The 20,888-nt window shown below is 64.6% G+C and carries 23 protein-coding genes; 9 read left to right on the forward strand and 14 right to left on the reverse strand.

Annotation, left to right across the window (positions count from 1 at the left end; all coding sequences use genetic code 11):
- The first annotated feature begins 61 nt into the window (after positions 1-61).
- Positions 62-2,053: a ribonuclease R family protein gene (locus DWB85_RS08495; protein WP_117953783.1), complete on the forward strand. Its 1,992-nt coding sequence runs from the start codon at positions 62-64 to the stop codon at positions 2,051-2,053.
- A gap of 6 nt (positions 2,054-2,059) precedes the next feature.
- Here the strand turns inward: DWB85_RS08495 and DWB85_RS08500 are convergent, their stop codons facing one another.
- The 4 genes from DWB85_RS08500 to DWB85_RS08515 all read right to left on the reverse strand — a co-directional run bounded on the left by DWB85_RS08500 (position 2,060) and on the right by DWB85_RS08515 (position 5,890).
- Positions 2,060-2,386 carry a hypothetical protein gene (locus DWB85_RS08500; RefSeq protein ID WP_117953784.1) on the reverse strand — a complete coding sequence of 109 codons (327 nt, stop codon included), beginning with the start codon at positions 2,384-2,386 and terminating at the stop codon, positions 2,060-2,062.
- 517 nt (positions 2,387-2,903) lie between these two features.
- Complete coding sequence (gene asnS / locus DWB85_RS08505; protein WP_117953837.1) at positions 2,904-4,301, reverse strand: asparagine--tRNA ligase; 1,398 nt, start codon at positions 4,299-4,301, stop codon at positions 2,904-2,906.
- Positions 4,302-4,393: 92 nt separating this feature from the next.
- Positions 4,394-4,930, reverse strand: coding sequence for a lipid-binding SYLF domain-containing protein (locus DWB85_RS08510; protein ID WP_117953785.1), 537 nt, complete (start codon positions 4,928-4,930; stop codon positions 4,394-4,396).
- A 15-nt stretch (positions 4,931-4,945) separates the two neighbouring features.
- Positions 4,946-5,890 (reverse strand): SDR family NAD(P)-dependent oxidoreductase, encoded by a 945-nt coding sequence (locus DWB85_RS08515; protein WP_117953786.1) that lies wholly within the window; start codon positions 5,888-5,890, stop codon positions 4,946-4,948.
- A gap of 97 nt (positions 5,891-5,987) precedes the next feature.
- Between DWB85_RS08515 and DWB85_RS08520 the strand changes: the two genes are divergently transcribed.
- On the forward strand, positions 5,988-6,371 hold the full coding sequence (locus DWB85_RS08520; RefSeq protein ID WP_162846063.1) for a PPOX class F420-dependent oxidoreductase: 384 nt from the start codon (positions 5,988-5,990) through the stop codon (positions 6,369-6,371).
- Between the two features lie 9 nt (positions 6,372-6,380).
- Here the strand turns inward: DWB85_RS08520 and DWB85_RS08525 are convergent, their stop codons facing one another.
- The 5 genes from DWB85_RS08525 to DWB85_RS08545 form a co-directional block, all read right to left on the reverse strand.
- On the reverse strand, positions 6,381-7,586 hold the full coding sequence (locus DWB85_RS08525; protein ID WP_117953788.1) for a tetratricopeptide repeat protein: 1,206 nt from the start codon (positions 7,584-7,586) through the stop codon (positions 6,381-6,383).
- 65 nt (positions 7,587-7,651) lie between these two features.
- Positions 7,652-8,305: a phosphoadenosine phosphosulfate reductase domain-containing protein gene (locus tag DWB85_RS08530; RefSeq protein WP_239017266.1), complete on the reverse strand. Its 654-nt coding sequence runs from the start codon at positions 8,303-8,305 to the stop codon at positions 7,652-7,654.
- A 103-nt stretch (positions 8,306-8,408) separates the two neighbouring features.
- Positions 8,409-9,206, reverse strand: coding sequence for a ParA family protein (locus tag DWB85_RS08535; RefSeq protein WP_117953789.1), 798 nt, complete (start codon positions 9,204-9,206; stop codon positions 8,409-8,411).
- 112 nt (positions 9,207-9,318) lie between these two features.
- Positions 9,319-10,479, reverse strand: coding sequence for an iron-containing alcohol dehydrogenase (locus DWB85_RS08540; protein WP_117953790.1), 1,161 nt, complete (start codon positions 10,477-10,479; stop codon positions 9,319-9,321).
- Positions 10,479-11,123, reverse strand: coding sequence for a BamJ family beta-barrel-assembly machinery protein (locus DWB85_RS08545; protein WP_117953791.1), 645 nt, complete (start codon positions 11,121-11,123; stop codon positions 10,479-10,481). Before DWB85_RS08545 ends, DWB85_RS08540 begins: the two co-directional genes overlap by 1 nt.
- Before the next feature lie 73 nt (positions 11,124-11,196).
- Here DWB85_RS08545 and DWB85_RS08550 point away from each other — a divergent pair, with 73 nt between their 5' ends.
- Both DWB85_RS08550 and DWB85_RS08555 read left to right on the forward strand, forming a co-directional pair.
- The gene (locus DWB85_RS08550) at positions 11,197-11,787 is read left to right on the forward strand and encodes a DUF924 family protein (protein WP_117953792.1); all 591 of its coding nucleotides are present in this window, start codon (positions 11,197-11,199) and stop codon (positions 11,785-11,787) included.
- Positions 11,787-12,305: a hypothetical protein gene (locus DWB85_RS08555; RefSeq protein WP_117953793.1), complete on the forward strand. Its 519-nt coding sequence runs from the start codon at positions 11,787-11,789 to the stop codon at positions 12,303-12,305. The genes DWB85_RS08550 and DWB85_RS08555 overlap by 1 nt, the downstream gene beginning before the upstream one ends.
- Positions 12,306-12,362: 57 nt before the next feature.
- Here DWB85_RS08555 and DWB85_RS08560 read toward each other — a convergent pair whose 3' ends face one another.
- Positions 12,363-12,947 carry an NUDIX hydrolase gene (locus DWB85_RS08560; RefSeq protein ID WP_162846064.1) on the reverse strand — a complete coding sequence of 195 codons (585 nt, stop codon included), beginning with the start codon at positions 12,945-12,947 and terminating at the stop codon, positions 12,363-12,365.
- Positions 12,948-13,046: 99 nt separating this feature from the next.
- Between DWB85_RS08560 and DWB85_RS08565 the strand changes: the two genes are divergently transcribed.
- Entirely contained in the window at positions 13,047-14,333 is a 1,287-nt protein-coding gene (locus DWB85_RS08565; RefSeq protein ID WP_117953795.1) for a CinA family nicotinamide mononucleotide deamidase-related protein, read from the forward strand.
- Positions 14,334-14,339: 6 nt separating this feature from the next.
- On the opposite strand, the gene DWB85_RS08570 is transcribed toward DWB85_RS08565, so the two are convergent.
- On the reverse strand, positions 14,340-14,804 hold the full coding sequence (locus DWB85_RS08570) for a lipocalin-like domain-containing protein (RefSeq protein ID WP_117953796.1): 465 nt from the start codon (positions 14,802-14,804) through the stop codon (positions 14,340-14,342).
- Positions 14,805-14,818: 14 nt separating this feature from the next.
- Entirely contained in the window at positions 14,819-15,457 is a 639-nt protein-coding gene (pdxH, locus tag DWB85_RS08575; protein ID WP_117953797.1) for a pyridoxamine 5'-phosphate oxidase, read from the reverse strand.
- A gap of 86 nt (positions 15,458-15,543) precedes the next feature.
- On the opposite strand from pdxH, the gene DWB85_RS08580 reads away from it, so the two are divergent.
- Entirely contained in the window at positions 15,544-16,140 is a 597-nt protein-coding gene (locus tag DWB85_RS08580) for a GNAT family N-acetyltransferase (protein ID WP_117953798.1), read from the forward strand.
- A gap of 27 nt (positions 16,141-16,167) precedes the next feature.
- On the opposite strand, the gene DWB85_RS08585 is transcribed toward DWB85_RS08580, so the two are convergent.
- Complete coding sequence (locus tag DWB85_RS08585) at positions 16,168-16,722, reverse strand: DUF4136 domain-containing protein (protein ID WP_117953799.1); 555 nt, start codon at positions 16,720-16,722, stop codon at positions 16,168-16,170.
- Positions 16,723-16,774: 52 nt separating this feature from the next.
- The gene (locus tag DWB85_RS08590; RefSeq protein ID WP_133300590.1) at positions 16,775-17,071 is read right to left on the reverse strand and encodes a hypothetical protein; all 297 of its coding nucleotides are present in this window, start codon (positions 17,069-17,071) and stop codon (positions 16,775-16,777) included.
- A 170-nt stretch (positions 17,072-17,241) separates the two neighbouring features.
- Between DWB85_RS08590 and DWB85_RS08595 the strand changes: the two genes are divergently transcribed.
- Genes DWB85_RS08595 through DWB85_RS08605 form a run of 3 tightly spaced genes read left to right on the forward strand, consistent with a single transcriptional unit; the run spans position 17,242 to position 20,877 of the window.
- Positions 17,242-18,489 (forward strand): energy transducer TonB, encoded by a 1,248-nt coding sequence (locus DWB85_RS08595; RefSeq protein WP_117953801.1) that lies wholly within the window; start codon positions 17,242-17,244, stop codon positions 18,487-18,489.
- Positions 18,467-19,654, forward strand: coding sequence for a hypothetical protein (locus DWB85_RS08600; protein ID WP_133300591.1), 1,188 nt, complete (start codon positions 18,467-18,469; stop codon positions 19,652-19,654). The genes DWB85_RS08595 and DWB85_RS08600 overlap by 23 nt, the downstream gene beginning before the upstream one ends.
- Positions 19,654-20,877 carry a hypothetical protein gene (locus tag DWB85_RS08605; protein ID WP_117953803.1) on the forward strand — a complete coding sequence of 408 codons (1,224 nt, stop codon included), beginning with the start codon at positions 19,654-19,656 and terminating at the stop codon, positions 20,875-20,877. The genes DWB85_RS08600 and DWB85_RS08605 overlap by 1 nt, the downstream gene beginning before the upstream one ends.
- Positions 20,878-20,888 lie beyond the last annotated feature (11 nt).

The following is a 20,888-nucleotide window of genomic DNA, read 5'->3' on the forward strand; positions in this document are numbered from 1 at the left end:
CGGTGGCGATTTCCGCTAGGATAGCGTGCTTGTCTGTTCGCAATTGTAAGAAATCCCCTCCATGCTCAATCAGGACTCTCTCGCCCAGCTCAAAGGCCTCAAAACACAAATGGAGGCGGAAAAAGAGCGCGCCGAGGCGGTGGTCAAAGGCACCCAGGCCCGCTATGGATTTGCCGTCCTGGACGACGGCAGGGAAATCTTTATCCCCCCGGACGAAATGCTCAAGGCCTTCCCGGAGGACCGGGTACGGGTATGTATCCGCCCGACCAGGGACAACAAGACCATTGCCGACATCGAAAAGCTGATCGACTGTCCGCTGGGCGACTTCACCGGCCGCTGCGTGCGCAAGGGCAAGGCGGTGTTCGTGGAGCCGGACCTGCCCCAGCTCAGCCGCTGGCTGTTTATCCCCCCCCACGCGCGCAACGGGGTCAAGGAAGGCGACTACGTGCGCTGCGCAATCCTGCGCCACCCGATACGCGACGGTAAGCCCCAGGCCAAGATACTCAGCGTGATCGGCGACGAGGACACCCCGGGCATCGAGAACCTCTACTCCATGGCCAAGTACCGTCTCTCGGCCGACTGGGGCGCGACCAGCCGCAAGGAGCTGGAGCAACAGCTGGCCCAGTGCCGGCCGCTGGAAACCGAACGCCGCCGCGACCTGACCGACCTCGAGTTCATCTCCATCGACGCCGCCAAGACCCAGGATATCGACGACGCCCTCTATGCCCAGATCGCCGACGATGGCTGGACCCTGTTCGTCGGCATCGCCGACCCGACATCCTATATCCCCACCGACTCCGAGCTGCACCGGGACGTGGCCGCCCGCGGCACCTCGGTGTACTTCCACGGCGATGTACTGCCCATGCTGCCGGAGGAGCTGTCGCAGGATACCTGCGCCCTGTCCGAGGGGGTCGACCGCCCTGCCCTGGTCTGCAAACTGTCCGTGCACGACAACGGTGAGGTGGGCGACTTCGAATTCATGGAGGCCACGGTGCGCTCCCGGGCCAAGCTGTCGTACTACGCGGTAGACAAGTATCTCAGCGGCCAGGACGATGAGCTGATGAGCCACGCCTCGCCGCTGGAGGCCCTGTACCAGGTGTATCGCGCCCTGCGCGCCCACCGCGAGGAACATCACCTGGTGATGGAAGAGCGCCAGGAGTACCGCTGGATCATGGACGACAACAAGCAGATCGACCATATCGAGCCCTTCGAGAAAATGCTGTCCCAGAAGCTGGTGGAAGAGTGCATGATTGCCGCCAACCGCTGCGCCGCGCGCTTCCTCAGCGAACAGGGCGCCACCGGGCCCTATGTGACCCACCCGGGCTTTCGCGGCGACCGGCTGGACGAGACCCGCAAGTTCCTGGAAATGCATGCCCCTGAAGCCGCGGCGCAGGACCCGAAAACGGTGGCCGGCTACCGGGCCATCATCAGCGCCCTGTCGGCGCCCGGGCAGAAACTGCCGCTGCGGGCCATGATCAACCGCCTGTTGACCCGGGCCGAACTGGCCGTGGCGCCGGCCCCGCACATGGGCATGGCGCTGGAGCACTACACCAATTGCACCTCGCCGCTGCGCAAGTATGTGGACTTCCTGGTTCACCTGCAGATCAAGGCGGCGCTGCACGGCGATGAGGCCCGCCTGGTCGACGAGACGCTGCTGCAGCAGCTGTCCGACCGGATCAGCACCGTCCGCGCCGCCACCCTGGAAGCGGAACGCTGGCTGGCGGGCAAGCACCTGGCCCGGATGAGCAGCCAGCGGGCGGGAATGAGCTTCAGCGCCAAGGTGATTCACGTCAACAGCAGCGGCTTCAACGTGCGCCTGGATGACAACGGGCTGGAGGGCTTTGTCGACCTGCGCAAGGACCCGGAGAAATTCAGCTACGACAAATGGACCGCCAGCCTCACCAGCACGACGCGCCGCTTCCAGCTGGAACAGGCGGTGGAACTGAGGTTTACCGGGGTGGATAAAGCCAACCGGCACCAGGCCGGTTTTGAGCTGGTGGAAGGCTGTGGCCTCAAGCCCCCCAGGGAAGAGAACAAGCCCGCCGCCGGGTAGGGGCGGTTAATGCACCCGGCGGTTGAGGGCGTTGGGCTGCTCTGCCGGGATCACCGCAGGGCCGGCCAGCACGGGCTCGCCTTCCGCCAGCTGCACCTGCACCTTGCCCACCAGCTTGATCATTTCGTCAACGCCAAGGGCGCGCAGATACGCCCCCATGTCGCGGTGGGAATCAAACACGACGTTGTAATCGACGGCGCGGAACGCCTGGATAATCAGTTGCTCGGACTCACTGTACTGGCTATCGGCACCGAAAATCAGCTTGGTGAAGGTATCCACGATTGCCATTTCGCTGACCTCGCCCTCTTCGGGGCCGGTTTGTGCGCGTTTCATTTTCCTACCTCGGTACGCCGGCTTGCTTGTCAGTGACCGACGCGTTTGTTATGGGCTTTCTTGTTCAGTATGGGCCACTTTGGGTGACGACCTGATTAAATATTAGGCAATATTTTACAATCCTGCTCAACTTTTGAGCGGAATTACCCGGATTGGGTATCTCTCAGCTGATGCCAGTGGCGTGCGACCGGCGCGCCCGGGGGGTATGTCTCTCCGGGTAGGCCTGAAAACGTGGGGGCCTGGCCACCGGCGCGGGCGGGAGGATATACCTCTCAGGGTACGCCAAAAAGCGCACGCCGGAACGCCGGAACGCCATGTACAGGCTCGGCTGCGGCCATACCCGATGAAGCGGGGCAGGCTCTCCATGGCCGCAGACGCCCCGTCGAGGTATATCCTCCCACCCACGCCTCACTCCCTGCCTCTGGACGGAATCAATCCGAGACTTGCTCGATGCCTGCAAGCTACGGAGCCTGAGTTCGGGCTCAATGCATGAAGCCCGGCGGCGGAGCCCCTGTGGTCAGAAGTGCGCGCTACCCGGGGTGCGCGGGAAGGGTATGGCGTCGCGGACGTTGTCCATGCCGGTGACGTAGTTGAGCAGGCGCTCGAAGCCGAGGCCGAAACCGGCGTGGGGCACGGTGCCGTAGCGGCGCAGGTCGCGGTACCACCAGAGCTCCTCGCGCAGGTGGGCATCCATTCTCGCGTCGAGCACGTCCAGCCGCTCCTCGCGCTGGCTGCCGCCGATGATTTCGCCGATGCCCGGGGCCAGTACGTCCATGGCCGCCACGGTTTTTTCATCGTCGTTGAGGCGCATGTAAAAGGCCTTGATGTCTTTCGGGTAGTTCATCAGTACCACCGGGCGGCCCACGTGTTCCTCGGCGAGGAAACGCTCATGTTCCGAGGCCAGGTCCACGCCCCACTCCACCGGGAACTCGAACTTCCTGCCGGCCTTGTTGAGGATGTCGATGGCGTCGGCGTAGTCCATGCGCTCGAAGCTGTTGTCGATGACCCCGCGCAGGCGGTCGATAACGGTCTTGTCGATGCGCTGGGCGAAGAAGGCCATGTCGTCCTCGCACTCCTCCAGCACCCGGGTGAACACGTGCTTGAGCAGGTCCTCCGCCAGGTCGGCATTGTCGTCCAGGTTGGCAAAGGCGATCTCCGGCTCCACCATCCAGAACTCGGCCAGGTGGCGGCTGGTGTTGGAGTTTTCGGCGCGGAAGGTGGGGCCGAAGGTATATACCTTGCTCATGGCCAGGCAGTAGGACTCCACTTCCAGCTGGCCGGATACGGTCAGGAAGGCCTCGCCGGCGAAAAAGTCCTCGCCGTAATCCACCGCGCCCTGGTCGGTGAGCGGCAGGTTGGCCATGTCCAGGGTACTGACCCTGAACAGCTCGCCGGCGCCCTCGCAGTCGCTGCCGGTGATAATGGGGGTATTGATCCAGTTGAAGCCCTTGCCGTGAAAGTAGTTGTGAATGGCGTTGGCCAGGGTGGTGCGCACCCGGGTGATCGCGCCGAAGGTATTGGTGCGCGGGCGCAGGTGGGCCTGGGTGCGCAGGTACTCGAAGCTGTGGCGCTTCTTGGCGATGGGATAGGACTCGGCGTCGTCGACCCAGCCCACGACGGCCACCGCGGTGGCCTGGATTTCGACGCTCTGGCCCTTGCCCTGGGACTCCACCAGTTCACCGCTGACCTCCACGGCACAGCCGGTGGACAGCTTCAGCACCTGTGACTCGTAGTTGTCGAGCTCGCTGGGCACCACCGCCTGAATCGGGTCGAATGCGGTGCCGTCGTGCACCGCGAGAAAGGAAATACCGGCCTTGGAGTCGCGTTTACTGCGCAACCAGCCGCGCACGGTGACCTGCGAACCCACTGCAACCTGGCCCTTGAGGGCGGCAACGACACTGACGACTTCAGACATGGTGATTTCTCCGCTGTAGATGGCGCGGAGGATACCGGATTGGCCGGTTGCCGTCATGCCCGGCAGGCGTTTGAGCCGGGTGCATCCGCGCTCTAGCGCGCCAGGCGGGTGATGGTCGCGCCGGCGAGGCTGAGGTTGGCCATCAGGCCCTCGTTGGTCAGCACGAAAGCGACGATTTCCTCTCCCGTCGCGCCGCTCGCCAGCTCCCCCAGGGACCCGGGGGTGATAATCGACACATTGGCGTCGACCCCGACCTTGAACCCGCGCTGGCGGCGGAAGGCCTGCAGCGACCGTTCGCTCAGGAACACGATGATCTCGGACTTGAACTCGACCCCGAGCTGGAGGCCGAAAGAGGCGCCGGCGGTGGCATAGTAACCGTCGGGTTGGCCGTCGATCAGCAGCACCCCCTCGCCGTACTGGCCGCCGGCGCCGAAGCCCACCTTGACGATATCCGGAAATACCAGCACCCCGGCGGCATCAGTCAGCAGCTGCCGGCTGACCCCGGCCTGCTGCTGCAGGTGGGCAAGGGCCTGCTGGCTTTTGGCCTGAATCTCTGCCACCGTCTCCGCAGGCGCGGCCGGCGACAGCAGGGCCAGGGCAATACCCAGCAGGCGGGCAATCAGCAGCATACGGCGCCTCTCCTGCTACAACTTGAACTGTTCGCCCAGCAGCGACTCTGACAGCTGCCACAGCTGCTCGGCCTGGGCCGGATCCAGGGCATAGTCCTCGACGCCACTGTCGCTGCCCGGGGTAGCGGCCTCGGCGATATGGCAGTCCTCCAGGTACAGGCCGCCCTGGCCTTCCAGCGCCGCGGCGGTGGCGGCCCAGACACTGGTGGCGGATCCCTGCGCCACGGTCTTGAAACCGATATCGGCGATGTCCCTGCCCCTCAGTATCGCCTCCATGTCAGCGGGCTCCATGTGCCGGCTGAGCTCGGTCATGATCATCCCCGGATGCACCGCGAAGGCGCGCACCCCCCGGTCCCGCAGGCGCTGGTCGAGGCCCACGGTAAACAGGGCATTGGCGGTTTTGGACTGGCCGTAAGCGGACCATTTGTCGTAGTCGCGCTGGCGGTAATTGGGGTCATCCAGGTCCAGCGCGGCGAACTTGTGGCCGGCGGAGCTGAGGTTGATCACCCGGGCGGGCGCGCCGGCCACCAGCGCCGGCGCCAGCAGGCAGGTGAGCAGGAAGTGGCCCAGGTGGTTGCTGCCGAACTGCATCTCAAAACCCTGGGCGGTGCGCATCAGCGGGCAGGCCATGACCCCGGCGTTGTTAATCAGCAGATTGATCCGCGGGAATTTTTCGCCGATCTCCCGGGCGCCGGCGCGCACGCTGTCCAGGTCTGCCAGGTCCAGCAGGGCCGTCTCTATGCGCGCCGCGGGCACCGCTTTGCGCACGCTGGCGACTGCCGTATCCAGCTTCGCCGGATTGCGGGCCACCATCATTACCGCGGCTCCGGCGGCGGCGAGTGTGCGCGCGGTTTCCACCCCCAGGCCGGAGGAGGCGCCAGTGACAACCGCCCGTTTGCCGCTGAGGTCTATGCCCTGGATAACCTCGTCTGTGGTGGTATCGGCACCGAAGGCAGTCATGGTGGATCTCCTTTTGGGTGGCCCGCTGTTGTGAGCCCGGGGCTAAGCCGCTTTAATGGCCGTAGCGGCACAATCATTACGGAGCACAGCATCAACCATGAAGGCACATCAAATCAAGGAGTTCGAGGCCGGCGACTACATGAGCCTTGCCACCCGCAAGAAGTCGGGGCAGTGGGTTGAGACCCCCGTCTGGTTCGCGCCACTGGCCGGCAGTTACTATGTGTTCTCCGCCGGCAATGCGGGCAAGGTAAAGCGCCTGCGCAACTTCAGCGCGGCCAGGATCGCCCCTTGCACCGCCACCGGCAGGATCACCGGCGAGGCATTCGAGGCCGATGCCTTCCTGCTGACCGGGGATGATGAGGCCACGGCGCTCAAGGCCCTGCACCGCAAATACGGCCTGAAGATGAAGATCGCCGATTTCTTTTCCACCCTGACAGGTAAAAAGCACCGGCGCAGCTATATCCGGGTGGATCCGCGCTGAGCCCCTGGCTCACGGCGCCGCTGCCATGGTCCGGCTGATGGCCTCGTACTCGGCGCGGTAGAGCGCCTGCTCCCGGTACAGGCCGGCCTTGTTGATAGCCTTGTCGATATAGCGCAGGGCCGCCCGCGGCTGGCCCAGCTGGCGATAAATCAGCCCCGTGGAGTACAGCAGCCTGGCGTCGCCGGGCTCCAGGTCCAGGGCATCCTGGTAGTGCGCCCTGGCAGTCCGCCAGTCCCCCTCCTCCGCCGCCTGGTCACCCAGCCAGGCGTGGTAGTAGGGGTTGCTGTCCCGGTAGCTGTCTACCCGGGCCAGCCAGTAGGCATGCTCCTCCTCGCGTCCCAGTAGCTGGTACAGGACCATCAGGTTATTCATCGCCGAACGTTCCCAGGGGTCTAGGTCCAGGGCCTGCAGGTAGGCGGTTTCCGCGGCCTCGTACTGCTCCGTGCGCCGGTACACCACCCCCAGGTTGACCCACAGGTGGGCCATGTGCGGGCTCAACTGCAGGGCGCGAACCTGGTGCAGCCAGGCCTGGTCCAGCTGCTCCCGGGCGAGCGCATTCATGGCGATATTGTTGTGGTGCAGGGCCTGGGCGTCGCCTTCGCCCAATTGCCGGGAGCCGGCGATATCCCGGGCGGGCAATGGGTCCAGGTCGACCATGAACTGCTCCCGGGGACTCAGGTGCACCACCGCGTTGACATGCAGGCGAACCGCCACCCGCTCGCCCATGCGGGTCCAGCTGGGCCTGACATCGACCCACTGGTAATGGGCGTCGAGACCGGCCTCCCGGGCCAGGGCCACGAACAGGTTGGCATAGGAGAGGCAGTTGGCCGACTGGCGGTGAAACACCTCCCGGGCCGTGCCCCCGGCGAAGGGATCGTATTCGACCCCCAGGGTGGCCGCACCGCTGATCGCGCGGTGCAGGGAGTGCAGGCGCTGGCGGCGGGAGTCTATGCCTCCGGCATAGGTAGCGACAAACCGGCGCATGTCAGCGTCCAGGGCCAGCAGGTCCGGCGTTGGCACGCGACGGGCTATATCGGCCGCCGTGAGCTCTTCGCCCTGGTAGGAAAAGGCCGGCATGGTGGCGAGGGTTGCAAGCGCGGGACTGTTACTGGCGCAGCCAGCGCACAGCAGGGACAGCAGCAGGCAAAGGCCGCTCCACAGGCCCCGCCCGGGGGCCGCGGCATGTGTACACGCAGCTGTAAGTTGCTGGGCCATGGCCTGCCTCCGGGGTCAGTATAACCCGGAATGGGCCCGGCCATGGCATGCCGCCCCGGCTCAGCTCAGGCGGCGGTATGCAGGCCGCATTCGCGGCCGTCGTGAACCTTGGTGGGGTCGAAGTAGTGCCGGCAGGTGGGCAGCTCATACTGCTCCATGTAGTCCTCAACCTCATCCTCTGACCAGTTGAAGATGGGGGCCACCTTGATGATGCCCCGCTGGTCCATGGAGACGATATCCAGCGACTGGCGATGCTCGGTCTCTTCCTTGCGAATGCCGGTCAGCCAGATCTCGGGCTTGAAGTCCGCCAGCGCCCGGGCAAAGGGCTCCAGCTTCACCTGGCGGGTAAACTCCTGGTGGCGTTCTTCCTCGTCCACGGTGGGCACACCGCCCATGATCGCGTTGCGCCGTTCAGAGGTCATCAGCGGGGAGTACACGTGGATGTTGAGTTCCAGGTCGCGGATCAGGCGCTCGGCGACGACATAGGTATCGCGCAGGTTGTAGCCGGTATCCACCCAGATAGTGGGCAGGTTCCTGTCCACCTGGCTCACCAGGTGCAGCATCACCGCCGCATTCCTGCCCATGCTGGTAGTGGCAATGGTTTGCGCCTGCAACGACAGGGCCCAGCGCACGATCTCTGCCGCGCTGGCGTCGCGCAGGGACTCGTTCACACTGTCCAGATCCAGATCCAGCACTGACACGGTTCTCATCATGTTCATCGGAACCGAACTTTAATGAATCAAAACCCGGTTTACAAATAACTGAAGCTTATATGGATATTCCCCTGAATGGATATTCCGCTGAACCCCCACTGCCACCGGTTCAGGCGGCTTTCGACAGGGTCTTCTCCAGCTCCGCGTGCAGGTCCAGGAACTGCTGGGTGAGCTTGTGGCTCGGGGCGAGGTCGATCAGCGGCCGGTGTTCGCGATGGGATTCCTTCATTTTCACCGAGGTGTTCAGGTAGGTATCGAACACCGGGTAGCCTTCTTCCTCCAGTTCGGCCACCAGTTCCCCGGGCAGGCGCGCCTGGGAATTGAACTGGTTGATGACAATACCCTCGACTTCCAGCTCGGGGTTGTGGTCTTCCTGCAGTTCCCCCAGGTTGTCCATCAGCGAGTACAGGCTCTGGCGGGCGAAGCTGTCACAATCGAAGGGAACCAGCACGGAATCGGCGGCGATCAGCGCCGATTTGGAGTAAAAATTGAAGTTTGGCGGCGTGTCGATGTAGATCCGGTCGTACTCGCCATCGAGCTTTGCCAGGGCATCGCGCAGCTTGTAGATCTTGTAGCGGGATTCCAGCTCTTTTTCCATGGTAGCCAGCACCGGGCTGGACGGCATCAGGTAGAGATTCTCGTAGGGGGTCTCCCAGACGAAGGAATCCGGGTTTTTCTGCATCCGCCGGGAGCCGACGGTCTGCTTGAACAGCCCCGCCACGCCCTGGGCCTCGGCGGGAAAGGCCTCGGCATCGATTTCACCCACCAGGTAATGGGTGGTGTTGCCCTGTACATCCAGGTCGATGACCAGCGTTCGATAGCCCATCGTGGCGCCGATGGCCGCAAGGTTACAGGTAATGCTGGTCTTGCCGACCCCGCCTTTCTGGTTGAATACAACACGTTTCATAGCTTCAGGAACCGCCCGGATGGTGACTGGAAGGGGAACTGCCAGTGTAATCAATCACCCATTTCAATGTAAGCGCCCGGGGCGAAATTTCTGCCCGGATTGGGCGCCGCGCCTAGCCGGCAAAGACCCGCCGGTACAGGCCGACGATATCCGCCGCCTCCGGTATGCGCGGGTTATTGGCCGGCGACCCCGAGGCCAGGGCCTGTTCCGCCATCAGCGGCAATGCCTCCTCCCACTGGGCCGGATCGATGCCGTAATCACCGGGCGAGGGCACAGCCAGGTCGGCACTGAGCTGGCGCAGCCCTGCCAGCAGTTTGTCGACGGCCACAGTGTCGGCATCCCGGTCATCGGCCAGGCCCATCGCGCGGGCGGCATGGGCGTAGCGCCCGGGCGCGGCAGAAGCCGACCAGGCCGTGACCTCTGGCAGCAACATCGCATTACTGAGCCCGTGGGGGACGTGAAACAGCCCGCCAATGGGGCGGCTCATGCCATGGATCAGCGTCACCGAGGCGTTGGAGAAGGCGATGCCGCCCTGGGTCGCCGCCAGCATCATCGCCTCGCGGGCGCCGCGATGCTCGGGCTCGGCACAGGCGGTGCGGATATTGCGAAATATGGTGGCCATGGCATCCAGTGCGATGCCATCGGTGAAGGCATTGGCCCGGCGGCTGACATAGGCCTCCAGGGCGTGGCACAGGCTGTCGATGCCGGTATCGGCGGTGAGCCGGTAGGGCATGGTCAGGGTCAGCTCATAATCCACCAGCGCCGCCATCGGCATGAAACCCAGGCCCATGCAGAGCATTTTCTCGCTGGTTTCCGAGTCGGTAATGACCGCCGCCCGGGTGGCTTCGGAGCCGGTGCCGGCGGTGGTGGGGATGGCAATGACCGGCAGGCCGGTATCGATCTGCTGCGGCACCTTGTACTGGCGCATGGGGCCGTCACGGCCGGCCATCACCGCCATGGCCTTGGCGGTGTCGATGGAACTGCCGCCGCCGAGGGCAACCAGGCAATCAAAGGGCTCCCGGGCCAGCGCCGCCAGCCCCTGGGCAACGCTGTCCGTGGTCGGGTCGGGGACACAGTCGGCAAACAGGCCGCAGGAATAGCCGCCCTCGGCCAGGCACCCGATTACCCGGTCGGCATAACCGCACTGCTGCATGAACGGATCGGTCACCAGCAGCGGGCGCGACAGCCCCAGCTGCGCCAGGATCGCCGGCAACTCGTCGCTGGCGCCGCCGCCCACCCGCAGGATACGCGGCAAATTGATATTCGCTGTCATCACGGCCCCGCCTGGTCTTTAATCGCTATGAGGTGGATATCGAACACCAGCGCCGTGTTGGGCGGGATGGCGTCACCGGCGCCCTGCTCACCATAGGCGAGTTGCGGCGGGCAGGCGATGCGCCATTTGTCCCCCACGGACATCATCTGCAGGGCTTCCGTCCAGCCGGGAATAACCTGGTTGACGCCGAATTCGGCGGGTTCGCCGCGATCCACCGAACTGTCGAACACCCTGCCGTCGACAAAGGTGCCATGGTAGTGGGTAAGCACCGTCGAGGCCGGCCCCGGAGACTCGCCGCTGCCGCGCGCCAGCACCTCGTACTGGAGCCCGCTGTCGGTGACGGTGACCTCCTCGCGCTGGGCATTGGCCTGCATGAACTGCCCGGCCAGCGCCTGGCGCTTGCTGGCCAGTTCCGCGGCGAGCGCCTGCTGCCGCTCCTGGACCACCTGGTAACTGGGGTTGAGCTCGGCGTCGCTGAGCTGCGCCCGCCGGTGCTCAAACCAGTGGCGCATGCCGGCGATCACCGCATCCAGGTCCAGTCCATCAAAGGCATTACGACGCAGCTGGTCGCCAAATTGCAGGCCAAAGCCGTAACTGACCTTCTGCTCGTCGGTGGCCAATTCCACTTCCGGAAGTCGTGTCATGGGAAATATCCACTATGCTGGTGAGAAATGCCGCAAACCTTAGCACACTCCATAGCAACAGGAGGAGCCCGCCATGCACCCCGGTATTGAGGAGATACACCAGTTCTGGTTTGGCCCCCTGGATGAGCAGGGCATGTGCGCGGCCGACCGGCATGCCCTGTGGTTCAAGGCCAGTGCCAGCAACGACCGGCGCTGCCGCGAGTGCTTCGGGCCCCTGGTGGACGCGGCCCTGGACGGCGATTTTGCGGACTGGCCCGGCAGCGACGCGGGCCTGATCGCCCTGGTCCTGCTGCTGGACCAGTTCCCCCGCAATATCTACCGCGGCACACCCCGGGCCTTCGCCGGCGATGATCGTGCCCTGGGCCTGGCCCAGCACTGTATCGCCCACGGCCATCACCAGCGCCTCCCCGCCATCCACCAGGTCTTCCTGTTCATGCCGCTTGAGCACTGTGAAGACCTGGATACGCAAAACGAGTGCGTGGAACTGTTTACCCAGCTGCTCGAAATTACCGGGCTAAAGCAGGTAGCCAACTTCCGCCGCTATGCGCTTGCCCACCGCGAGGTGATCGAACGCTTCGGCCGCTTCCCCCACCGCAACCGCATCCTCGGCCGGGAATCCACCGCCGCGGAGCTGGATCACCTGAAAAAACACGGAGGATTCTGATGCGTTCATTCGTACTTTGGTTTTGTCTGCTGCCGCTTGCGGCCTTTGGCCAGCAGCAAGGCTTCGACTGCAACAATTCAGCCCCCCACCGGCAGTTCGATTTCTGGCTGGGTGAGTGGGCAGTTCACAACGGCGCTGGTGAGCTCGGCGGCCACAACCGCATTACCGCGGTGCAACAGGGCTGCGTGCTGGAAGAGCAATGGCGCAGCGTGCGCGGCGGCACCGGCCAGAGCCTTAACTACTACGATCCGGGTGGCGGCCAGTGGCGCCAGCTGTGGCTGGATGCCGGCGCCAGCATTATCGACATTCGCGGCGGCCTGGAAGATGGCAGCATGGTGCTGGAGGGCAGCATCTACTATCTGGCCTCAGGCAGCCAGAAACCCTTCCGCGGCACCTGGACGCCACTGGCGGACGGCCGGGTGCGGCAGTTTTTCCAGGAGCAGGATGACGACGGCAACTGGCAGACCTGGTTTGAGGGCTTTTACACCCGCCGCGGGCAGGATGACGACGGCAACTAGCAGACCTGGTTTGAGGGTTTTTACAGCCGCCGCGAGCAGGCTGAGTAGGGCCGCTTTTCAGTCCTTGCCCTGGGACACTGACCAGAAGTCGTAACGGCCCTCGGTCATTTCCGCCTGCCAGACATCGAAGCGGCCACTGGCCAGGTCGGCATAGGCCTGCTCGATGGAGTCATTGACCTGGGGATACGCCAGTTTGTCCCAGGGGCACTCGGCCCGGGAGAAGAAACCGCAGTCCATGGATTCCGGCCCGGGCAGGTAGAAGTCGGTATCCACGCGGGCGCGAAACGCCACGTACACCTGGTTGATAAAGGTGATGGTGCCGGTCATGTACAGCTGCAACTGCTCGGGGGGCAGCAGGACGCCGGACTCCTCATGCAGTTCCCGGGCAGCCGCTTCGGCCAGGGTCTCGCCGCGCTCCATAAAACCACCGGGAATGGCCCAGGCGCCGCGCTGTGGCTCAATGCCGCGCTGCACCCAGAGCAGCCGGTCCTCGTGGGCGACGAAGGCGGTTACCACGACCATGGGATAATCGTAATCGAGCTGGCCACAGCCGGTGCAGCGCCAGTGATTGCGCGGCTCCCCGGCCACCACGTGCCACTCCAGCGCCGCGCCGCATTGCGGACAAAATTTGTGCTCTGTCAAAGCTGGGCCCTCGCCTTGGTGAAAAAACCATAGCACTTTGCCCTGACAAAAGCATTGACGCTATGCTGTTGTACCGACAACAGCGCCAGAGATACCAGCATGACAGACCAGAATCCACAGGTGCAGCTACTGCTTACCGGCAGCGAAATCATGAGCGGCGACACGGTGGACTCCAACTCGGCAATGATCGCCAAACGGCTGGATGAGCTGGGCATCAGCATCTACCGGAAAGTCACCGTGGGCGACGATCCCTCGCTGCTCAAACGCGAGTTGGCGGTAATGGCCGCGGAGTCCGACCTGGTGATCGTCAACGGCGGCCTGGGCCCGACCGTGGACGACCTCACTGCCGAGATCCTGGCCTCGGTAGCCGGCGTCGGTCTGGAGCAGCATCCCCGGGCGGTGGCGCACCTGGAACAGTGGTGTGCCGGCCGCAACCTGACGCTGAATGCCGCCAACCTCAAGCAGGCCATGCTGCCGGCGGGTTGCGCCGTGGTCGACAACCCCATCGGCAGCGCCGTCGGTTTCGAGATGGCGGTGGGCAGCTGCCGGGTGATCTGTACTCCCGGAGTCCCCGGTGAACTGGCGCGCATGCTGGATATCATCGTCGCCAGCCTGGCCGCGGAACGCGACAGCCCGGTAGAGCGACGCATCCTGCGCCTGCAGACCTTCGGCCTGGGAGAGTCCACCGCCCAGCAACTGATCGCCGACCATATCCCCGACTGGCCCGCTGAAGTAGAGCTGGGTTTTCGCGCCGGGGCACCGCAAATGGAGATCAAGCTGACGGTGGACAGCAGCGCCGCCCTGCCCGCCAGGGATCGCTGCCGGGCCCGGCTGGAGCAGCTGTTCGGCGACCATATTATCGGTGAGGGCGACACCCTGCTGGCCGAACGGGTGCTGCAGCTGCTAGGTGAGCGCGGGGAGACCCTGACCACGGCCGAATCCTGTACCGGCGGCCTGATAGCCTCGATGCTCACCCGCATACCCGGCTCATCCGCTGGCTTCCACGCCGGTTTTGTCACCTATGCCAACCACATCAAGCACGCGGTGCTGGACGTCCCTGTCGCCGACCTGGACACCCACGGCGCGGTCAGCGAGGAAGTGGTGCGGGCCATGGCCCTGGGGGCCCTGGCCAAATCCGGGGCCGACCACGTCATCGCCGTCTCCGGCATCGCCGGCCCCGGGGGCGGCAGCGAGGACAAGCCCGTGGGCACGGTCTGGCTGGCCTGGGGCGGGCGCGACCAGCTGCGCACCCGCTGCCTGTGCTGGCCAGTGGAGCGCAGCCTGTTCCAGACCATGATCGCCGCCGCCGGGCTGGACATGATCCGCCGCAGCCTGCTGGGCATCGACCAGGAACCGCGCTACTTCCACCAGCGGCGGGCAGGCTAGGGCCGGCTATACCTCCAGCGGCGGCTCGTCCTCGGTGGCTGCCGCCCGGTGCCACACCAGGGAGTGGAAGCGCGTGACCTGGCCCGCCTTGTCCTTGCCGCTGAGCACCAGGGTCTGGCCGTCAAGTTCGGCGTGGCGCAATTGCTCGGTGCCGGGGAAATTGGGATTGAGGCTCTGGGTGACATAGTGAATGACGTCACCACCCACCACGCGATAGCGCCCGGCGTAATGAAAATAGGAACTGAAGGCCTCGGCCTTGGTGGCGTCGGGCAGCTTGCGGTAATTGGTATCTTCCGGGAACAGCGCGCGCTCACGGTGGGCGATACAGGCGCTCATCCAGCCATCGTCGGAGTACACCAGCAAGCCCCGGGGCTCTTCGCCATAGGGGTAGCTGAAGTCCTCCCGGTCCGAGTAACCAATCGTCCAGGACTCCAGTTGCCAGGCACCCACCAGGTCTGCTTTGCTAATCATGGCTCTCCTCTCGCTCAGGGTTGCAGTTGTGAAATTTCCCAGTCACCGGCATCGGTCCGGGTGTAGAGAAAACGGTCGTGGATGCGGTGTTCGCCGCCCTGCCAGAACTCGATCCGCTGGGGCAGCACCCGGTAGCCGCCCCAGAAGTCCGGGACCGGCACGTCGCCCTTGCCAAACTTTTCCTTCAACACCATTACCTGTTTTTCCAGCATCGCGCGTGCGGATACCGGGCGGCTCTGGCGTGAGGCCCAGGCGGCAATCTGGCTTTCCCGCGGCCGGGTAACAAAATAGCTGGCGGATTCCGCCACGCTCATTTTTTCTACCCGCCCGCCAATAATGACCTGCCGGTCCAGTTCGTTCCAGGGAAACAGCAGGGATACCGTGGGGTTGGCGGCTATTGCCCGGGCCTTGTCACTGCCGTAGTTGGTGTAGAACACAAAGCCCCCTCTGGACAGCCCTTTCAGCAGGACGATTCGCTGCCAGGGCAGGCCGGCCTGGTCAATGGTTGCCAGCACCATGGCGGTAGGGTCTTCCAGGCCGGCCCGTACCGACTGCTCCAGCCAGTGCTCGAACTGTTTCAGCGGGTCTGGATCGAGCAAGCTGCGATCCAGACCGCCGGCGGTATACTCCCGCCTGAATTCCTCGTAGTGCAATTGTCTGACCTGCTACCATATGTAAGCGAATGTACGGCTGCCTATGGTAGCCGTCCGGTCCAGCACAGGCAAAATATAGGCGATACATGCAGGTACCTGAAATTGTTGATGCCGGCAGCGGGCAACAGGGAACGCTGGCGGACATTCTCGCCGATGCCTTCCGCGAAGACCCGGTGATGAACTGGGTGATTCCCGCGCCCCAGCTGTACCCCGGTTTTTTCCGCCTGCTGGCGGCCGACCTGTTCCTGCCCAGGGGGGTCGCCCACCTGGACAGCGACGAACGGGCCGCGGCACTATGGCTGCCCCCTGGAGTCGGCTTTGATGTCAGGCCGAGCCTGTCGCTGCTTGGCCTGGTAGTGCAGTTATTGCTGCGTCGGGGGCCGAAGCCGCTGCTGCGCATTCCCCAGCAGGATCGATTGTTCGCACGCCATACCCCCGCCGAACCGCATTACCACCTGGTATTCGTAGGCTGCCGCAAATCGGCCCAGGGCCAGGGCCTGGGCTCCGCCATGCTCAAGCAGGGCACCCGCATTTGCGACGAGCAGACCATGCCCGCCTACCTGGAGAGCTCCAACGCACTGAACATTCCCCTGTACCAGCGTCATGGGTTCGAAATCATTGCCGAGGAGACCTTCACCGGAGGCGGCCCCAGGGTGTGGTTTATGTGGCGGGAAGCACGCTAGGGCCTGTTCACACTGACTGAGCTGGCCCTAGCGGGGAGGAAATTCCGCCAGCGCCGCGGCCGCCGCCTGCCGGCGCCGTGCCTCACCTGCGTCCGGGTCGGGCTGGTGGCTCAGGCGTGACTCGATAATCGAACGCCACACCGAGCGGTTGCGCAGCGGATCGATCATGTCGACGATAAACGTCCCCTGGGTGTACTGGCGCACGCTGACGTCGGCGACCGCCGGGCCGCAGCCCCAGCAGTTGTAGTAACTCATGCTGTTGTAGGCCCGCACATCGGTGCGCTCCTCGGTCACCAGGTGCCACACCAGGAACATATCCGCCTCGGTGTTATCACTCACCACTTCAAAGCCCTTGAGCCGGAGTTGCTCGGCCAGCGCCGCGTCGATACGCGATTCCTGCATGTCGCTGATGTTGATCGCCGACAGGGTCTCGCGCTCAATGGGCTGGATGGCAACGGTGCGGACCTTGCCGAAGTCGAAGCCGGCATCGTAATCCGTGGTTGCCTCCAGCGGTGTGGTACAGGCGGAGGTGAAAGCCACCAGGGTGGCGGCAACAAGAATCTGGCAGACGCGTGACAACATGGAAGAGAGCTCCTGGGGTTTCATCGCATTATGAGATTGATTGCCGGCACATTCAATCGGCGGTACTGGGATATACCGGCGCCCGCCGGGCCATCGCCGGGTTTTCCGGGAACGGGCCAAGGCTCCGCCAGTCGGCGCCGAAATCCTCGGCCAGGCTGCGGCCAAAGGCGGCTTGATAGCACTTGTCCATTTGCTCATCGAGCGCGGCGCTGCTGGCCCCCAGTAACACGGCGGCCTCCGCCAGGCCCTCGGCCCGCAGCCGCTGCCCCGGCGGCAGGTCCTCTCCCCGGGCCAGGGCGGCAAACATGTTCCGCCACCGGCGCTGTAATTCTTCCTCTAGTGTTTCCATCCAGGCCTCAGCTGATTTCTGCGGCGATTCACACCCCGGCGCGACGGGCCGCGGGTCGCCGGTTCACCCTCTTTTACCAGAATGCCAGAGAGTGTATATACTTTCTCCGTGGACAGAACGCATAAAACTGACTGACAGGTGGCGACAGTACCACCGGGACGAGATACCCAATGAGCGGAGCGCAAAAAATCCTTCAGTTCGGCTGCGCGCTGCTGATTGCCTCCCTGGGCTCCCACGGGGCCCGCGCCGCCCAGGCCGGGGCGGAAGCCGACCCCGCAGCGCCGGCGGCTCAGGAGGCGCTGCTGAAGGACGATGGCAGCGACGCCTATCGCCGGGAAATCACCCGGCTGGAATCTGCCCTGGGGGCCTATTCGGGCCAGCTGCCGGAGTACCTGTTGAGCCTGGGCCTCAGCCTGCAGCAGAGCGGTCAGCACCAGGCCGCCATCGACGCCTTCAAGCGCGGCATCCACCTGGCGCGGATCAACGACGGCCTCTACAGCGCCCAGCAGATTCCCATGCTGCAGCGCGAGATCGCCAGCCACATGGCGCTGGGGCAATACGTGGAAGCGGACCAGCGGCAACTGTACCTCTACCGGGTGCAGATGCGCAGCATGGATGGGGGCATGAACCGGGCCCGGGCCTTCATGCAGCAGGCAGGCTGGCAGCACAACGCTTTCCGGCTGGCGCTGGACGGCCAGGGTTTCGCCCGCCTGATGAGCATGTGGGATTTGTACCGCCTGGCGCTCAACGACATCATCGACCGCCAGGGGGAAACCTCGAGCCTGCTGGTGGAGCCCCTGCAGGGCATGCTGCTCGCCCAGTACCTGATCGCCGGCTACGACATGGAAGGTATCAACGCCAGCCTGGGCAGCGATAACTTCTCCTTGCAGCAGCAGCTGAACCGTTTTCATGCCTACCGCGCCCAGAGTTACCAGAAGGGGCGGGCGGTCATCCAGGCCATTTATGATATCGAGCACGCCAACAGCAACGGCACTAGCCGGCAAACGGCCAGCTCCAGGGTCATGCTCGGTGACTGGCTGCTCTGGCACGGCCAGCGTGAGGCGGCGATGAAAGCCTACCGCCAGGCCGTTGCGGAACTTGTAGACGCCGGTGAGGCCCAACAGGATATAGACGCCCGCTTTGCCGAGCCGGTCGCCTTGCCCGATATTGCTGGCGCCCGCCGTCTGCCAGAGACAGTGGCGCCGGAACAGGCTAACCTGCAGGTGCAATTTGACGTCAACAAACAGGGCAAGGTGCTGAATCTGGAGCGGGTGGACAGCAGCGACCTGGCCAGCGGCCGGGCCAACCGGGTCCTGCGCACCCTGCGCAAAACCCGCTTCCGCCCACAGCTGGCGATGGGTGAACCGCTGGACACCGAGGGAGTTACCAGGGCTTATGAAATCGAGCAAGCGGAGTAAGCTGTTGATGCGACTGACCCTGCCGGGCACGGTGGCCGGCCTGTGTCTGCTGCTGGCCGGCTGCCCGAGCGCCAGTAACCCGACAACACCGCAGCCGCCTTCGACCCCCAGCAGTTCGCCCTCCAGCAGTTCGTCGTCTTCGAGCAGTTCGTCCTCGAGCAGCTCCTCGTCCTCAAGCAGCTCATCGTCCAGCAGCGCTTCCAGCAGCAGTTCGCCGTCAAGCAGTTCCCCGGCCAGCACGGCCTCCAGCAGCGGCGGCAGCCAGGGAGCGAGCAGCAGTACCGCCTCGCGCCAGGGCCAGGCCGGCAGTGCAGGCGCCAGCGGGCAGTCCAGCCCCCCCGCCGGCGCTGACGGCAGTCCCGGGGAGTTTCCCCAGGGGGAATTCCCCGCGGACCGGGGCGGCGAGGGCCAGGGCGAGCAGGTGGCAGGCCAGGATGGCGGCGGCCCTGCGGATAGCACCGGCGCTGCCGGCGAACCCGGTTTCGAGGACGGGTCTGGCCCGGGGGCTGAACCCGGTTTTGAGACCGGCGGCGCAGGAGGGCTGCCGGATATGAGTGACGAACCCTCGTTTGAAGATGTGCTTGCCGGCATGGAAGACACCATGGGCGACCGAAGCGGCAACAGCCCTGCCGGGGGCGACCCGGCCGGAGGCCAACAGGATAGCGCCAGCGGCCCGCAGGGCAGCGCCGGGGGCGGCTATCCCGGCGAGGACAGCGGCAACATGGGCGACAGCGGCAGCAGCGGCGGCCCGCTGACCCCGGCGGAACAGGTCGCCATTCTCGATGCCCGGCTGGAGCAGGGTACCGGGGAGTTTGACAGCATGATTCTCGAGGAGCAGGCGGCGCAGCGCCAGGCGGCCCGCAACAGCAGCGCCCAGCAGGCGCCGGAAACCGAGGCCACTGGCGCCGGCGGTGGCGGCGAGTACGGCGGCGCTGTGGCCAGCACCAGCGGCGGCTACGGCGGCGGTATTGGCGGGACGAGCGCCGGTGGCGGCGAGATGCCCAACAACACCGCCAAGTACCCGCCCCCGGCCGACATCCCCGCCGGCGATGACGATGACGTGGTCGCCCGCCAGTTGCGGGAAGCGGCCATGCGCGAACCCGACCCGGCGGTACGGGAAAAGCTCTGGGATGAGTACCGCAAGTACAAGGGCATCGAGAAGTAATGCGGCTTGCGGCGTCCCTGTCGAGAATCCTGGGCACAGTGGCCCTGGTGGGACTGTTGGCCGGCTGTGTCAACCAGACCGTGAACAGCAACTCGTTGCCGCCCATTGACCGGGCCGCGGCGAACGTGCCCGAGAACCAGCTGCTGGACGTGGCCATTGCGATCTTCGATCCGGGCCTGGATGAATACGATGGTGACGAGCAGATCTATCCCGAGGTTCGCAAGGCCGAGTCCCGCTATATGCCCAACCTGCTGTCCCAGGCGATGCAGGAGAGCGGCGCCTGGGGCGCGGTCCGGGTAGTGCCGGACCCGCAGCGTATTTCAGACCTGATTGTCACTGGCGAAATTCTGCACTCCGACGGTGAAACCCTGGAACTCAGCATTGAGGCTGTGGATTCGCGCGGCTACCAGTGGCTGGACAAGACCTACCAGGGCCAGGCCAGCGCCTACGCCTACAAGGCCACCACCCGCAGCACCTACGACCCTTTCCAGGCGGTTTACAACAATATTGCCAACGACCTGCTCAAGGCGATGGGCAGGCTGCGACCCAAAGACCGTGAAAACGTGCGCTTGACCACTGACCTGCTGTTTGCCCGGAGCTTCTCACCGGACGCCTTTGCCGGTTACCTGGCGAAAAATCCCAACGGCGTCTACCTGGTCATGCGCCTGCCGGCGGAAAACGACCCCATGCTGGAGCGCATTGGCACCATTCGCGAGCGCGATAACATGTACGTGGATACCATGCAGGAATACTACAACGCCTTCGGGGTGGAAATGATCGGCCCCTACCAGGAGTGGCGCAAGCTCAGCTACGAGGAGGCCATCGCCCTGCAGGAACTGCAGGCCGATGCCCGGCGGCGCCTCATCGCCGGCGCGGTAGCGGTTGCCGCCGGTATTGCCGGCATGACCAGCAGCGACAGCTACAGCCGCTCGGCGGGCAATGTTGCGGTCATCGGCGGCGGTTACCTGCTGAAGAGCGGCCTGGAAAAACGCAATGAGGCGCAAATACATGTCCAGGCCCTGGAAGAGCTGGGCATGTCGCTGGAAGCGGAAATCACCCCCCAGGTCATCGACCTCGAGGATCGCTCGGTGACCCTGAGTGGTAACGTCGAGGAACAGTACAGCCAGTGGCGGGAACTGCTGGCCGACATCTACGCCGCCGAAATTGGCGCCCTGGAGACGCCCGGGAGTGCCGCCCCTGATACACTGCCAGACCAGCAGTAATATTCCCCACA

It is taken from the genome of Seongchinamella sediminis (assembly GCF_003457605.1).
GTDB classification, from domain to species: domain Bacteria; phylum Pseudomonadota; class Gammaproteobacteria; order Pseudomonadales; family Halieaceae; genus Halioglobus; species Halioglobus sediminis.